This window comes from Gimesia benthica (assembly GCF_009720525.1).
GTDB lineage: Bacteria > Planctomycetota > Planctomycetia > Planctomycetales > Planctomycetaceae > Gimesia > Gimesia benthica.
On sequence record NZ_CP043930.1, the window covers coordinates 2,300,519 to 2,316,971 of the forward strand.

Here is a 16,453-nt window from a genome sequence, read left to right on the forward strand (position 1 = left end):
CGGGGATTCCGTGTCCACGCACGCTGTTTTCAGTGCAGAGAATAATAGGGACCAGCCTGTTTTTCCTGGTCGCCACGCTCGCTTTTGCTCCTACCGGCTTCGCCAAAGAAATCACACCGAGATCAATTTCCCGTCTGATCGACGAACGTCTGGGAACCGAAAACCAGACCCAACTGCAGTTCGCCACGGATGCTGAGTTTCTGCGGCGGGTCTCCCTCGATCTGGGTGGGCGAATCCCCACGATTGTTGAGGTCTATGACTACCTGGAAAACACTTCCGAATCACGTCGCAGTGAAGCAATCACGCGGCTGATGAACTCGGGCGTCTATTACCGTAATATGGCGACTTTCTGGCGTCGTTCCTGGGTGCCTCAGGCTGATACCCCTGAATTTGATTCCGTTACCGGCAATTTTGAACGCTGGCTCATGCACCGGTTGCAACAAAAGACGCCTTATGACGAACTCGTCACGGAAATTCTAACCTTAGACCAGGCCGCTATTGTCCCCGAGAGCACCACTCCCGTCGGATTTTACGATGCCAATCTTGCAAAACCGGAAAATCTCGCTGCCAGCTCCACTCGCGCATTCCTGGGTATTAATCTGGACTGTGCACAGTGTCACGACCATCCCTTTTCCCGCTGGACTCGCGAGCAGTTCTGGCAGACGGCTGCATTCTTCGCGCCCCCGGTAATGGGCAAAGGAGATCGGCCACAGCCCCCTGAAGTCCAGATACCAGATACCAAACTCGCTTATAAACCAGCCCTGCTCTCCAAAACGAAAATTCAATGGCCGCAGCAGCTCGACTCCGTTTCCCTGAGACTGGTGCTGGTTGACTGGATGAAAACCAACCAGGAACAGTTGCTGGCGAAAAATGCCGTCAATCGGCTCTGGGCTCACTTCTTCGGTGAAGCCATCATTGAACCGATGGATGACCTCAGTCGCGATGAATTCCAGTCAGGTCCCCATGCTCAACTATTGAATGAACTTTCTCAGACCTTCATCGACAGTGGCTACGATCTGCAGACGCTGGTGGAAGGTATCGTCGGCTCCAATGCGTATCGGTTGTCATCGTCGCCACAAAGTATCACTGATGCGAAGGGCGATATACAGAAACAGAATCCCGCTACGGAAAACGACTCCAAAGCAGACAGCGTCGCATCCTTCCACATCACAAAAGCAACCGTACGTGGTCTTACCGGAGAGCAGATCTACGATAGCCTGCAGACCGCAGCCGGCCTTGCCCCGGAAAGGAACGATGTTCGAGGCAGTAATGATCGAAGTCAGCGAGAAGAATTTTCAACACAATTTTACATCGAACGTGCACACAGCGCCGAACGTTCGATTGCACAGTCACTGACCCTCATGAACGGCGGATTCATCAACGAACTGACTGCTCCCGAGGGGAATCGGGTGCTCGTTTCTCTGGTGAGCTCCCCCTTTATGACTCCTGCAGAGCAGATTGACACCGTATTTATTGCCGTGCTGGGACGACATGCACAACCAGCCGAACTACAGGCTGTGCAACGCAGTTTCAAATCTCATCCAGACACTTCCCACTCACAGCACCTGGGAAACCTGTTCTGGGCACTGATTAATTCGTCTGAGTTCAACACCAACCATTAAGACAAGCGAAGTTTCCTATGGTCAACCACCCATTTTTACGACGGACCGCTTTAAAAAACATGGCCCTCGGAGTCACTGCCTGGTCGACTTCCAGCTGGCTCCCCGCCCTGGCCGATGTGGCGTCTGCCACAGGGAAAAAACCCAAATCAGTGATTCTGATCTGGCTGAACGGCGGCCCTGCCACAATTGACCTCTGGGATCTCAAACCCGGAAACCAGAACGGCGGCCCCTTCCGGAAAATTGATACGAAAGTCCCCGGAATGCAGATCAGCGAGCATCTCCCGGGACTGGCTGCCCAGGCAGCAGACTTCTCCCTGATTCGTTCCATGTCAACACGGGAAGGGGATCACTCCCGTGCCCGCTTTGTTTCGATGACGGGCTACACACCTCAGGGCGCGATCAAGTTTCCAGCGTTCGGCTCTCTGGTGGCTCATGAATTCAATGTCGAAAATGATATACCCGCTTATGTGCATATTGGAGGACGACCGGCTATCAGTGGCGGCGGATTTCTTGGTCCGCAGTTCGCCCCCTTTGTCGTCGGTGGACGCAGTCGTCGCAGAGGCCCCGACAATGTAGATCTGAAGGTCGCGGACCTCGCCCCGGTCTCTCCAGACCAGCAGGCAGAACGGTTGCAACTGCAATCCGAACTGGGCTCCCTGTCTACCATGCCCACTTCCGTAGTCACAGATGCACTCAACTCTGCCCGCGACCGGGCCCTGCGACTCATGAATCCCCAGGCTGCTTCTGTATTCAACCTGGAAGAAGAACAGGCGTCAGTCCGTGAAGCCTACGGCCCCGGTTCATTTGGGCAGGGCTGCCTGATGGCTCGCAGGCTCGTGCAACGGGGCGTCAGCTTTGTGGAAGTATCCCTTAACGGCTGGGACACGCATTCGAATAACTTTGAACGCGTCAAGGAACTGTCGCAACAACTGGATCGTGGCTGTGCCTCACTCCTCAACGATCTCCGCGAGCGGGGGCTTTTGAAAGATACGCTGGTTGTCTGCCAGGGTGAATTTGGTCGCACCCCGCGCATCAACGGACAGGATGGGCGGGACCACTGGCCAGCTTCCTGGGCCATGATGCTGGCCGGTGCCGGCATTCGAGGCGGTCAGGTGATTGGAGAGACCAGCGATGATGGCGCTGAAATCAAATCGAAACCCACCCGCACCGCAGACCTCATGGCCACCATTTTCCGAGGTGTAGGTCTCGATCCCCGTAAACAGAATATGTCCAACGTCGGACGCCCGATCCGACTGGCAGATCCAGATGGCACTCCCCTTGAGGAATTACTATGAGAACCGCATTGATCCTCACATTCGCTCTCTGGTCAGCCGGAATTGAACTTCAGGCGGGACAGACGCAACCGAAGCAGGCCACCACTGTTCTGAAACTGCAGGGAGCTGGTCAACCTAGTACGATTGAGATTCCGGTCACGATTGATGGGCAACCTTTCGATGTCTACTGGTCCGGGACCTTTGATGCCATTTTTGATTTTGCTGACAGCAACCAGGATGGAGTGCTCACTGAAAACGAAATCAAACTGGTCCCCTCCGCCCGCGCCGTCCGTCTCTCACTGGGCAATGCTTTCACGCCCCCCGTCGCCGCGATTACATCGCTGAGTGAAATCGTAAACGATTCTTCTCAGAAATGTACGAAGACACAACTTCGAAACTATTATCTACGCCATGGTGCGGGGCAACTTCAGATCGGCACAGGTACTCTGCCACATACCTCAGCTTTGACGCGGGCCCTGGTACAAGCTCTCGACACGGATCAAGACCACCAGATTTCCGAAGTGGAGCTCCAACGGGCAGAGACGGTTCTCCGCAGACTTGATACGAACGATGATGAGCTCATCGGCGTCGGTGAACTGATCCCGAATGCCACCTATCCCGGCAGTTGGGCCGCACATACTCTCAAGGCAGAACAGGAAGTCTCCCTGACACCAACAGGTAAATCCGATCTGACCCTGAGCCGACAGAACTCACAAGCTGAAGTCAAACCGGAGAATCATTCGGCCTGGCAGCTCTCTGTGACCGACCACATCTCCGACCAGCCACTAAACTTTACAACCCCCAAAATACGTTTTGAAAGCTGGAGCATCCCCGGGCCCCTCAACGAACTTTTTTCTCAATTGCGTGAGGAAATTGCTAACGCAGATCCCGATCCACCACAAGCCGAACCAGAACAACGCTCACGAAATCGGCGTCCCTCGCGCGCCTGGCTGACTCCCCTGGGAGACCGGAACGGGAACGGCGTACTCTCGCAGGATGAAATTGATCAATGGCTGCAGCTACAACAGCGACTGATCCACGGTCAGTTGCTGATCAGCATTTACTCTGGCGGAGGGTTGTTTGAACTGCTGGATAAGAACCACGATGCGGGACTTTCCATTCGCGAACTGAGGAACATCTGGCAGAATCTTAAAGCGGCGGGATGTACTACCGGCAGCCACGTGAATCTTCAGCAGGTCCCGCATGTCGTACTATTCGTGGTCAGTCAGGGATACCCGGATCAAGTGGGAAAGACGACGACCTCCGATGTAGAATGGTTCAACCTGATGGACCGCAACCGGGACGGCGACATTTCACGCCGTGAATTCACAGGTCCCCAGCCGCCTTCGACCGTCTCGATCAGGATCATGACAGCCTGATCTCTCCGCTTGAAGCAGTCAAATCGGATTGAGACCTGATACGGACACGGCACTCATCTACTTCACTTCACCTCCGATCGGGAAATCTTTACGAAATCCCGACCTGCACTGGACATCAGGGGGCGACACATAGTTTAATGACCGGCAGTCAGTTTCCGGACTGAAAACCCGCCAAACCCCATGACAACAGGATCTTGATGCGCACCGTATTATATCCCTGTTTGTGGAGTCCCTCGTGTCTGAAGCTATCGTCGCTCAACAGAATCACTGGCCAGCTGCAAGAAAAATATTGTGGGTCATTCTTTTCCTGTGTGCCCTGGTGGTCTTTGCGCCCGGATATATCGCCGCCCTGAGACCCGCCGATGGCCAGGTCTTCGATTTCTTCAAGGAATGGGCGTCGGTCCAGAACCGCCTGACCGGTCAGCCCGTTTATCTGGATCAGGAACTGGCGCTGGAAAAACATCTGAATCTGAAGCTCTCAACTCCGGGTGCCTTTTTTGATCACTACAATACACACCCCCCGTCTGCCAACCTGATTGCGGTCCCTTTTGCCTGGCTCAGTTACCAGGAAGCACAGCTGGCCTGGAACCTGACCGCCCTGGGTCTGCTTGCTCTCTCGCTTTACTGGATCGTAGAGGGACTGAAGATTCAGATGACCTTCTGGACGACTCTGGCCCTGCTCACACTCCTGCTCGCCACCGATCCCCTGCAGCAGACCCTGATCCAGGGACAACCCAATCTTCTGCTGGGATTGCTCATCGTCGGTGCCTGGAAAAACGGTCGTAGCGGCAAATCGCTCCTGGCAGGCAGCTGTCTTGGTCTGGCAACAGCAGTCAAAATCTATCCGGCGTACCTGTTTCTCTATTTCCTGGTCCGTCGCGACTTCCGCGCCCTGTTGGGGGGAGCACTCTCTCTGGGACTGGTTACTCTTCTCACCGTCGCACTGTTCGGAATCGACGCCTATCGCGATTATCTCTCGGTCGTATTACCTTCTCTCTCAGATGTGACGAACAACTGGGGCAATGCTTCGCTGCTGGCATTCTGGGAACGGCTGTTTGAACAGTCCTCTGACAGCGTACTACCAGTTGTCGATTCCCCCGCACTGTTGAAATTCGCGGTCTGGTCTTCCTGGATCGCAGTGACATCCATCGCCGGACTGGCTGCCTGGCGGACGCGCAACGCGAATTTCGACGACCAGGCCTTCGGGATTACGATCGTGGCAATGCTGCTGATGACGCCCACCACCTGGCATCACTACTTCATCATTCTGCTCCTGCCGATCGGACTGTTGCTCACCATGTACACCCCTTATTCGGGAAAACGCTGGCTGGTCAACCTGCTGATCATCGCCCTGGCCATCAGCCCCCGTCTTGCCTGGGCACTGTTGATCTCACAACAACAGACAGCGCCGGGATCCGGTGCCACGCCTTGGGAACAGGGAGGCATGGTCGCCCAACCCTGGCAGTCACTAACGGCGCTCTCCTATCAGTGCTATGCCCTGCTGCTCAGCATCGTCATGCTCTGGCCACTGCCCGAAATCGAAGAAGAGCAGAACAGTCTGGCAGCTTGAATTACTCGCCGATCTTTACGATGACCTTACCGCTGTTATCTGCCAGTTCATGCCAGGCATCGCGACAGCGGAGGTACAGCTTGCCACTGGCCGGGGCCTGAAATCGCCCCGCTTCACCCAGTTCGAATTCTTCACTGAGTTCATATTCATCGCTGTCATTTTCTATTAGCACGGCTCCGACCAGCATACCCCGGCCGGCTGCATTCCCTTTCGCGGTCACAGGTTCATCTTCCTCACTGACCTTCCAGTCTCCCTCGGTTGAGACTTCATACTCCTGCCCTTCCTCCACCAGCACATGTGACGCTTGCCAGCCCTGTCGGGCTTCGATCTTTGAAGTCTGCGGGCGAACCGAATTGGGTTTGCGGAATTTCGTTTTCCAGTCCCACTGGCAGAGGTCACAACGATATCCCTGATCGAAATGCTCCAGGAAAAACAGGTACTCAAACGAGATTTCGCGTGCCATCGATCCGTAGGTCTGGTTGAACGAAACCGGCTTCTTCATTAACAACCCCAGCCCCAGGGGACGAAAACGATTCGCATAATTCGGGTTCGTGGCCAGCAGATGACACAACGCCCACCGCCAGCAGTAATTCTCCCAGGAATCACCGGTGGTCTCTTTCGAATTGACTATCTCATTCAGACTTTTGGGCTCACTGTTCTTGATGTAATCCACTACATAGCGTTCGCAGTTCACCGATAGCGGCTGTCCCTTCTTAGGCACTTCTTTCCAGTTATTACCCATCTCTGCCATTCCCTCGCTGTACCAGACAGGCCCGGTATGCCCAAAATTCTGCCCACAATACGCATGTACGGCCTCGTGCTGGGGCGTCCCCCGTTCAGCAACGGCATAGACAACAGATTTCGACTGAATCAGACGCCCTCCCCGGTAGCGCGCACGACTGATGGTGACACCTCCGCCTCCTGAAATCGATTGCAATCCGACCGGGTGCAGACTCCCCGACGGCCAGTTTGCCAGATCTTTCACTACATAGCACTCAATCACGCTACGATTCGGACTGGCCCAGTACGCCGAAATAATGACGAGCATCTTTTCCAGTCGTGCCAGTAAATCCTGGGCCTCATCCGGAGAGAGGTCGGTATGAATCAGGAAATTTTTCGAGCGGTAATCGCGGGGCTCTGTGGTAGTCGAACCACTTCGAACCTGGGTTCCCTGGGCAGCCAGCTGTGTTCCACCGCCGAGCCACAGACAGGAACAGCAAAGAGTCAAACAGACGATAAGTGGCTTACAGATATTCAAAAGTCCTGACACAGACAAACGTCCTTCCTCTGATCTCAGCTCCGACAATTCAACTGATTTCTTCACCATACAACGAGGTTTTATAGTGTGTTCATACCATTCTAACACGTATCCGACCTGAAACAATTTACATTGCTAAAAGAAGGATAACACATCCCGATCGCTTGATATGTGGCCTTACCCCCTTTACTCTGAGGGAAAACTGTTTATAAAGAAGGTTTAGTTTCTTCTGTTTCGACTTCCCAGAGTTAAGAGGGATTCTCCATGCATTATCTAACGCAGTTTCGCGCCGGCATTCTACTTTTGTTGATTTCCTGTGTCTGTCTTTCACAAACTCCACAGAGTTACGCTGACGAGGCACTCTGGAAAGCCGGTTCTGCCAGTGCTGTGATCACCCCGCAGGAAGATCTCTGGATGGCTGGCTATGGTGGTCGCACCAAACCGGCAGATGGAAAGATCCACGACCTCTGGCTCAAAGTACTGGTAATTGAAGCACACGACGGACATCGAGGCGTGATCGTCTCGACCGATACCCTGGGAATTCCCCAGTCGATCTACAACAACGTCTGTGCTGCACTGAAGAAAAAATTCGATCTCGATCGCAGCCAGATCATGCTCAATGCATCCCACACCCACTGTGGCCCTGTGTTGCGAGGTGCACTGCACGACATCTATCCTTTGAATAAAGAACAAATCGCACAGGTCAACAAGTATTCTGATGAGTTGGAACAGAAACTCGTCGATGCCGTCACCACTGCAATCAAGAACCTGGAGCCCGCAAGCCTCTGGACCGGCGAAGGCCATACAAGCTTCGCAGTGAACCGCCGCAACAATATGGAAGCCGATGTTCCCAAACTGCGAAAAGAGGGAAAGCTTAAAGGCCCCATCGATCACAGCGTCCCGATTCTGGCCGTGAAAGATAAAAACGGGAAGCTGAAAACCATCGTCTTCGGCTACGCCTGTCACAACACCACTCTGGGTATTCAGCAGTGGTGTGGCGACTATGCAGGCTTCGCTCAGTACGACCTCGAAGCCATGTTCCCTGGCGTGACCGCCATGTTCTATATGGGCTGTGGTGCTGACCAGAACCCACTCCCCCGCCGAACAATGGAGTTGGCTCAGTCTTATGGTTCCCGGCTGGCTCATGCCGTCGCCGATACCGTCCGACTGCCGATGGTCGAACTCGATCCCGTTCTGAAAACCGAAATCGAAATTGTCGATATCAAACTGGGTGATGCTCCTACAAAAGAAGAACTCGAAACACTCGCTGCCGGAAATCAGAATAACTACCGTAACCGCTGGGGCGCCCGCCTGCTCAAGCAACTCAACTCGGGTAAACCGTTCCGGACCTCCTATCCCTTCCCGGTTCAGGTCTGGCTGATGGGCAAGCGACAGCTCTGGGTCACCATCGGCGGTGAGGTTGTCGTCGACTACGCCCTGGGAATGAAAAAGATGTTCGGCGACAGTACCTGGATCGCAGGCTACTGTAACGATGTGATGGCCTATACTCCTTCTCTCCGTGTTCTGGAAGAAGACGTGCCTCCCCGCAAGTCATCCCGCTGGGGCTATGAAGGCAACACATCGATGGCCGTCTATGGAATGCCCGCCAATCGCTGGTCCGACGAAATTGAAGACAAAATCGTCGAGAGTGCCCAGCGACAGGTCGAGAAGGTCCGCAATGGAAAATAGGCCTCGCCAGCGTTAAAATTTGCCCTTTCTGACCCGAATCTGCCGCTAAACTCCAGCTTCTGGGGATGTTTTGCGTTTTTCGCCCCCCTGCCGTTTGTCGCGCGGGAAGCGAAATCCTAGAATGCAGCATATTCCGTTCTAAACAGCAATCAATCTATGACAGGTTCGCCGAAGCAGCCTGTATTCAATACTTTACCTGATTTTTAATGTAGCACTGAGGAGAGATAAATGGCTTCCGGAAATCCTTTTGGCGCGGAAGGTCAATTAACAGCAGCCGGTGGTGAGTTTAAATACTACCGTTTACAGAAACTCATCGACGATGGCATTGGAAATATTGAGTCGCTGCCTTACTCGATTCGTGTGCTGCTGGAATCCTGCCTGCGTAACGTAGATGGGTTCGTCGTCAACGAGTCCGACGTGCACAATCTCGCCAACTGGAGTGCAGAATCTCCTAATCCGGTGGAAATCCCCTTCAAACCCGGTCGCGTGGTCTTGCAGGACTTTACCGGCGTTCCCGCTGTGGTCGACCTGGCAGCTCTGCGAAGTGCCATGGTTCGTCTGGGCGGAGATCCTCAGAAAATCAATCCACTGGTTCGCTGTGACCTCGTCATCGACCACAGTGTGCAGGTCGACGAATTCGCGACCAAGCTCTCGCTGCAGCACAACGTCGAAAAAGAATTCGAACGGAACCAGGAACGTTACCAGTTTCTCCGCTGGGGACAGCAGGCATTCGATAACTTCGGCGTTATACCGCCGGCAACCGGGATCGTACACCAGGTAAACCTCGAATACCTGGCCAAAGCCGTTCTGACCAAAGACGGCGTCGCTTACCCGGACAGTCTCGTTGGTACCGACAGTCACACCACCATGATCAACGGCCTGGGCGTCGTTGGCTGGGGCGTGGGTGGTATCGAAGCGGAAGCCGTGATGCTCGGACAGCCCATCTACATGCTGACCCCCGAAGTCGTCGGTTTCCGCCTGGAAGGCAAACTCCCCGAAGGCGCAACTGCGACTGACCTCGTACTCCGTATCGTCCAGATGCTCCGCGAGCACGGCGTCGTAGGCAAGTTCGTCGAATTCTATGGTCCTGGCCTGTCCAACATGAGCCTCGCCGACCGGGCTACTATCGCCAACATGGCTCCCGAATACGGGGCCACTATCGGCTTCTTCCCCGTTGACGATGAAACTCTGAACTACATGCGTCGCACCGGACGTACCGACGCTGAAGTCGATCTGGTCGAGCGTTACTACAAAGAACAGGGTATGTTCCGCACTGACAGCTCACCTGAGCCGTCCTTCACCAGCAAACTGAGTCTGGATATTTCCACGATTGAAGTCTCGCTGGCCGGTCCCAAACGTCCACAGGACCGAATCGCATTGACCGACATGAAATCACACTGGCACAGCGATCTCAGCTCCACCTTCGGCAAACAGGATCCTTCACCAACTCACGCTCCCGTGAACTACGCTGGTCAGGATTTTGAACTCAAAGATGGTTCAGTCGTCATCGCCGCAATCACCAGTTGTACCAACACCAGTAACCCCTCAGTCATGCTGGGTGCCGGCCTGCTGGCAAAGAAGGCTGCTGAAAAAGGCCTGACCCGTAAGCCCTGGGTGAAAACCAGTCTGGCTCCCGGAAGCCGCGTTGTAACCGACTACCTTGAAAAAGCCGGCGTGACTCCCTATCTCGATGAACTCGGTTTCAACCTGGTTGGCTACGGCTGTACAACCTGTATTGGTAACAGTGGCCCACTGCCCGCACCAATCTCCAAAGCGATCAACGACAACGACATCGTCGCCGCTGCTGTCCTCTCCGGAAACCGGAACTTCGAAGGACGTATCAGCCCCGATGTCCGGGCAAACTACCTCGCCAGCCCGCCGCTGGTTGTGGCTTACGCCCTGGCAGGTACCACCGATATCGACCTCAGCACCGAGCCTCTCGGCCAGGACAAAGATGGTAATGATGTCTTCCTGAAAGATATCTGGCCTTCACAGGCTGAAGTCAACGCGGCTCTCGAATCGTCCATCAACCCGGAAATGTTCCGTGATGAGTACGGCAAGGCGACCCAGGGTTCTCCTGAATGGCAGGCCATTGATGGTGGCGACGGTGACATCTTTGAATGGGATGAAAAAAGCACCTACGTTCAGGAACCTCCGTTCTTCGTCGACATGCCCGCAGAGCCGGCCCCGATCAGCTCTATCACTGGAGCCCGCGTCCTGGTCTCTGTAGGCGATTCCGTCACCACCGACCACATCTCTCCTGCTGGAGCCATCAAAGCAGATTCTCCTGCGGGTAAATACCTGCAGGAAAATGGAGTGACTCCTGCTGAATTTAACAGCTACGGTAGCCGTCGCGGAAACGACCGGGTTATGACCCGCGGTACCTTCGCGAACATTCGCCTGAGCAACCTGCTCGCCCCCGGCACCAGTGGTGGCGTGACCACCTACCTGCCCACCGGCGAACAGACTTCGATCTACGAAGCCTCACTGCAGTACAAAGACGCCGGCACTCCACTGGTTGTTCTGGCCGGCGGTGACTACGGAATGGGATCGTCTCGTGACTGGGCCGCCAAGGGAACCTTCCTGCTGGGCGTCAAGGCTGTCATTGCGACTTCCTTTGAGCGGATTCACCGTTCCAACCTGGTCGGCATGGGTGTCCTGCCCCTGCAGTTCCGCGAAGGCGAAAGCCGCGAAGAACTGGGCCTTGATGGCACTGAAACTTATGACATTGAACTGGATGACAACCTGAAACCAGGTCAGGCGATCCGCGTGACCGCTACCAAAGAGGACGGTACACAGGTCCTGTTTACCGTTCAGTGTCGTGTCGATACCCCCGTTGAAGTCGAATACTATCGCAACGGCGGCATTCTGCACAAAGTTCTCCGCGATCTGGCCAAAGCCTGATCCCTGAATTGATGAAACCAGCCTACGAGACCGATCTGATAGTCGAGGATTACCTTGATGGCTCCCGCATCGATCGGTTTCTCAGCCGTCATTTCAGAAACTACTCGACGCACCGTCTGCAACGCATCGTTCAGGCAGGGTTTGCCAAAGTCAATGGCATCCCTGCCGAACCGTTGCAACGAGTCTTCCGCGGTCAGCAGATCAGTATTCTCCTGCCTGAACCGCCGGACAAAACCTATCAGCCTGAGGCATTGCCGCTGGAGATCCTCTATGAGGATGCATGGCTGGTCATCGTTAACAAACCGCCGGCGATGATCGCCCACCCCGCGGGGAACATCCATTCGGGTACTGTCGCTAACGCGTTACAGCATTACCTCGATCAGCAGACAGGAATCCGCAGCCTGCTCCGTCCAGGAATCGTACATCGGCTCGACCAGTTTACCAGCGGTATTCTAATTGTGGCCAAAGAGCATCTGGGACACCGCAGTCTCTCGATTCAGTTTCAGCAGAACCTGGTCAGCAAAGCATATCTGGCAATCATTCGCGACCAGCCTCCGGACGATTACTTCGAGAACGATGCTGCCATCGGTGAGCATCCCACCCAGGCTGGGGTCTGCATGTCGACACACCCCCAAGCGAAAAAAGCCAAGTCCGCTTATACGCGTTTCGAAGTCCTTGAACGGTATACCGGATATTCGCTGGTCCGTGCTTTCCCACAGACGGGACGCCTGCATCAGATCCGTGTGCATCTGGCCGATCTTGGCTTTCCCATTATCGCCGACGACTTCTATGGAAACGATGAACGACTGAAAACAGATCGCTGTCTGATTTCGCGACAGGCATTACACGCTGAACAGATCGAGTTTGCACATCCGGTGACGGGATTGAAAATGAAGCTCTCCGCGGGAGCGCCTGATGATTTCCACCAGGCGCTCGAGCGGTTACGGAGCGCCTAAAGCTGTTCTCGGTTTTTCCTTTTTACTGCCTCACTTCGTCTGAGTGAGGACTTCCACTGAGGACGCTTCGTCCTGTGTCTCCTGCAGCTCTTTATCCAACGTAGCTGCTGCTTTGGATGTTTTCGATGCTTCGAAGAGTCGATCCAGACTCATTTTTTCCAGTGCATCGAAAGCGGCGACTTTATAGCATTCTGCCATCGTCGGGTAATTGAATACAGCGTTGCGGAAATATTCAATCGTGCCTCCAAATGACATTACTGTCTGTCCGATGTGTACGATTTCAGTGGCCGCTTCTCCGATCGCATGGATCCCCAGAATCTTAAGTGTCTCGCGGTGGAACAGAATCTTCAACATCCCGTCCCGGTCACCCGAGATCTGCCCACGGGCAATTTCACGATAGCGTGCCGCGCCGACTTCATAAGGAATGTGAGCTTCAGTCAGCTGCTGTTCGGTTTTACCCACCATCGAAATTTCCGGGATCGTAAACAGCCCGTAAGGCATCAGATCAAACGCTTCAAATGGCTCATTAAAGGCATTACAGATTACACGGCGTCCCTGCTCCATAGACACACTGGCTAGAGCAGGAAAACCAACAATATCGCCCGCACCGTAAATATGAGGTACCCAGGTCTGATGATCTTCGTTGCACCACAGACGACCGCGTTCATCCGGTTCGAGCCCCGCCGCCTGAAAATTCAGTTCGTCCGCATCTCCCACACGTCCTACAGTATACAATACCGAATCGGCCACCAGTCGTTTGCCACTCTCGGTCTGCACTGCGGCCATTGAATCGGAAAACCGCTCAATTCCAACGACTTCTTCGCCCATCCGGAAAACCATTCCCAGTGAACGGGCATGATGAATCAGAGCGTCGATAATTTCACGATCACAGAACTCGAGCAGGTGCTCCCGACCATCGAGAACGGTAACTTCGACCCCCAAAGTGGCGAACATGATCGCGTATTCGATGCCGATCACACCGCCGCCCACGACAATCATTGAACGGGGAATCTGTTTCAGGTCGATAATTTCATCGGAATCAAAAATCGTTTCGCCATCAAAGGGGATATGAGGCGGCCGCGAAGGCTTGGTGCCGGTAGCGACCAGAATGTAATCCCCGTGCAAAACCTTGCGTCCGGTCTCACAGTCGACAGCCACTTCATGCGGGCTGACAAACTGAGCTTCTCCAATAAAGATGTCGACGCCGTTTCGCTCAAGCTGATCATGGATGATTTCCAGTTCATGCTCTGCTACGTCTGCCAGCTTCAGCCGCAGGTCCTGCATCGTGACTCGCCGCTTCCGACGATACCATTTGCTGTAGACGTCCCGATGCCGATATCCAGTTAAATATAAGATTGCTTCGCGCATCGTCTTGGAAGGAATCGTCCCCTTGTGCAGACAGACGCCCCCCATACCGCGAAAATTACGCTCAATGATCGCAACCCGCTTCCCCAGTTTCGAAGCTGCTATCGCCGCCTTCTGACCAGCGGGACCGCTTCCGATAATTACAATGTCGAATTTCATGGATCTATTCTCAATCACTCACACCAGTCTTCTCAGCAATGGTTTTTCAACCCCGCATGTCAAATTGAGAAACCTGGTTAAACTTTACAACGTAAACAACCACCTCTAACTTCGGTCATGGGTTGGAATGGAAAAGATAGAAAGATTGATCTGATCTCTGAAACAGGCTATTTTGCGCCCAGACTGACGGTTATACTGATTGTATAGCTCAACTTTAAAACTCCTCGGGGGAAACTCCTCCTGATCAAGACCACGGAAGTGTCTGTCTCGCCTCACATTGCTTCAAGCTCTGATCTCAGGTCAAAGGAACTCTGATGAATCACCTGCTCCGAAAAATCTGGCATGTCCCGGAACACGCCCACACCCCAGAATCCGTTTATCAGAATCGCAAATCGCATCGCCGTGAATTCCTCAAACTGATGGGCTACGGTCTGGGTATAGCCGGGTTTGCTGATCTACTCTCCGGCTGTGAACAGGCAACCCAAGAGGAAATCGAACAGGCGGGTGCAGTGGAACCTCTGCCGGAAGCCCTGCAATCCGTCTATCCGGCTAAGCGTAATGAAGCTTTCAAATACGGCCGCCCCGAGACAGCGGAAATCGAGGCAGAAGAGTTCACGAACTTCTACGAATTCACCGGCCCCACCAGTAAAGAGGCCTGGAAGTACGTCGGAAAATTCCAGACCACGCCCTGGGCGGTTTCCATCGAAGGAGATTGTGCCAAACCCCGCACGTTTGACCTCGATGATCTCTACAGGGAAATGCAGTTCGAAGAGCGGGCCTACCGCCATCGTTGCGTCGAAACCTGGGCCATGTGTGTTCCCTGGACCGGTTTCCCCCTGGCCAGCCTGCTCAAGCTGGTTGAACCGAAGCCTTCAGCAAAGTACGTCGCCTTTGAGACGTTCAACAAACCCCAGGAAGCGCCTTACATGGAAAAAAGCGGCCCTGGCACCTGGCCCTGGCCTTATACCGAAGGCCTGACCATTCAGGAAGCGATGAACGAACTCGCCTTCATCGCCACCGGCCTGTATGGGAAGCCGCTGTTGAAACAGAATGGAGCGCCGATCCGTCTGGTCGTTCCCTGGAAATATGGATTCAAATCGGGTAAATCGATCGTCAAGATCAAACTCACTGCAGAGCAACCCGCGACCTTCTGGAACACGGTAAATCCAGGGGAATACGGGTTCGTCGCCAATGTGAATCCGGATCAGCCTCATCCCCGCTGGAGCCAACGCACGGAATGGATGCTGGGCACTGAGAAACGCTACGACACCAAGATTTACAATGGTTACGGGGAATATGTTGGCGGCCTCTACACAGGCTGATTTGAGCCCGGCTTTCGAACTGGAAGCCTTCATTCATCAAGTTAAATGCGCAAAAAAGACCGGATAGAAACATTCTACCCGGTCTGTATATTCGATTGTTGGTTCGTTCAAACAGCGTTTTGCTTAGTCTTCCGAAGCAAACATCATTACGATCCGCAGCACGTACCAGAACAGGGTGGCGACGGAGGCGAACAGCGCCAGTGAAGCCGAAACGTACTGATCGGTCGAGTACTGATGCAGGACATTTGAAGTTTCATACAGAATGAAACCACTCATCAGCACTACCATGGCAGCAGCAAACCAGAGTCCCAGGGAGACTCCAAAGATTGCAGCACCGATGGCAATCCCGATTGCTGCCAGCAGGGCAATCGTCAGTCCTCCGCCCAGGAAGGAGAAGTCTGCGCCCGTCACGAGCACGTAAGCTGTCAAGCCCCCGAAGATACAGAGGGTAATCACCGCCGCAATCGGAATCACGGTCTGATTCGACATCTGACTGGCAATAGCCAGGATCGGCACAAAGATAATCGCTTCCGCCAGGGTATATAACCCCAGCCCCAGATACTGCGTTCCCAGAGACTTGGCACTTGACGCCAAGGAACTGGCTAACCAGCTGGCTCCCAGGAAGGCAATCAAAATAATCCAGGGACTGGCGGTGAACAGGCTCAGTACGCCGCGCAGTAAGGTGGGCGAACTGAAAATTATAAATTCCAGTCCCATAAATACAAAGATCGCACCGGTCAGGTGCATGTACGTTTTGCGGATGAAAGCAGCGCGCTCTTCTGCAATCGCGTCGATTGCAAACATACCGCGGCCGGCCGTCGTATCCTGGTCATAGTAGTCAGGACTGTAGTTGTTCATTGACTGAATTCTCCATGTGATTGAGAAAAGATGTTCCAGACGAACACGGAATGAATCATCGCTTCAAACATCGGTTCCGCCGGCACTGCGGTTTTGA

Annotated in this window: 11 protein-coding genes; 8 read left to right on the top strand and 3 right to left on the bottom strand. The window is 54.0% G+C overall.

What is annotated here, in order from left to right:
• Positions 1-32 precede the first annotated feature (32 nt).
• The 4 genes from F1728_RS08695 to F1728_RS08710 all read left to right on the top strand — a co-directional run bounded on the left by F1728_RS08695 (position 33) and on the right by F1728_RS08710 (position 5,845).
• The gene (locus tag F1728_RS08695) at positions 33-1,622 is read left to right on the top strand and encodes a DUF1549 domain-containing protein (protein ID WP_194242743.1); all 1,590 of its coding nucleotides are present in this window, start codon (positions 33-35) and stop codon (positions 1,620-1,622) included.
• A gap of 17 nt (positions 1,623-1,639) precedes the next feature.
• Positions 1,640-2,917: a DUF1501 domain-containing protein gene (locus F1728_RS08700; RefSeq protein WP_155363777.1), complete on the top strand. Its 1,278-nt coding sequence runs from the start codon at positions 1,640-1,642 to the stop codon at positions 2,915-2,917.
• Entirely contained in the window at positions 2,914-4,275 is a 1,362-nt protein-coding gene (locus tag F1728_RS08705) for an EF-hand domain-containing protein (RefSeq protein ID WP_155363778.1), read from the top strand. The genes F1728_RS08700 and F1728_RS08705 overlap by 4 nt, the downstream gene beginning before the upstream one ends.
• Before the next feature lie 235 nt (positions 4,276-4,510).
• Positions 4,511-5,845, top strand: coding sequence for a glycosyltransferase family 87 protein (locus F1728_RS08710; RefSeq protein ID WP_194242744.1), 1,335 nt, complete (start codon positions 4,511-4,513; stop codon positions 5,843-5,845).
• A gap of 1 nt (position 5,846) precedes the next feature.
• Here the strand turns inward: F1728_RS08710 and F1728_RS08715 are convergent, their stop codons facing one another.
• Positions 5,847-7,115 carry a hypothetical protein gene (locus F1728_RS08715; protein WP_194242745.1) on the bottom strand — a complete coding sequence of 423 codons (1,269 nt, stop codon included), beginning with the start codon at positions 7,113-7,115 and terminating at the stop codon, positions 5,847-5,849.
• Between the two features lie 252 nt (positions 7,116-7,367).
• On the opposite strand from F1728_RS08715, the gene F1728_RS08720 reads away from it, so the two are divergent.
• The 3 genes from F1728_RS08720 (at position 7,368) to F1728_RS08730 (ending at position 12,652) form a co-directional block, all read left to right on the top strand.
• Positions 7,368-8,792, top strand: coding sequence for a neutral/alkaline non-lysosomal ceramidase N-terminal domain-containing protein (locus F1728_RS08720; protein WP_155363780.1), 1,425 nt, complete (start codon positions 7,368-7,370; stop codon positions 8,790-8,792).
• A gap of 228 nt (positions 8,793-9,020) precedes the next feature.
• On the top strand, positions 9,021-11,696 hold the full coding sequence (gene acnA / locus F1728_RS08725) for an aconitate hydratase AcnA (RefSeq protein WP_155363781.1): 2,676 nt from the start codon (positions 9,021-9,023) through the stop codon (positions 11,694-11,696).
• A gap of 11 nt (positions 11,697-11,707) precedes the next feature.
• On the top strand, positions 11,708-12,652 hold the full coding sequence (locus F1728_RS08730) for an RluA family pseudouridine synthase (protein ID WP_155363782.1): 945 nt from the start codon (positions 11,708-11,710) through the stop codon (positions 12,650-12,652).
• A 30-nt stretch (positions 12,653-12,682) separates the two neighbouring features.
• Here F1728_RS08730 and sthA read toward each other — a convergent pair whose 3' ends face one another.
• Complete coding sequence (gene sthA, locus F1728_RS08735) at positions 12,683-14,176, bottom strand: Si-specific NAD(P)(+) transhydrogenase (RefSeq protein ID WP_228030565.1); 1,494 nt, start codon at positions 14,174-14,176, stop codon at positions 12,683-12,685.
• Between the two features lie 314 nt (positions 14,177-14,490).
• On the opposite strand from sthA, the gene msrP reads away from it, so the two are divergent.
• Positions 14,491-15,498, top strand: a complete 1,008-nt coding sequence (gene msrP, locus F1728_RS08740) for a protein-methionine-sulfoxide reductase catalytic subunit MsrP (protein ID WP_155363783.1) — start codon at positions 14,491-14,493, stop codon at positions 15,496-15,498.
• A 123-nt stretch (positions 15,499-15,621) separates the two neighbouring features.
• Here the strand turns inward: msrP and F1728_RS08745 are convergent, their stop codons facing one another.
• Positions 15,622-16,356, bottom strand: a complete 735-nt coding sequence (locus tag F1728_RS08745) for a Bax inhibitor-1/YccA family protein (protein ID WP_155363784.1) — start codon at positions 16,354-16,356, stop codon at positions 15,622-15,624.
• Between the last annotated feature and the right edge of the window lie 97 nt (positions 16,357-16,453).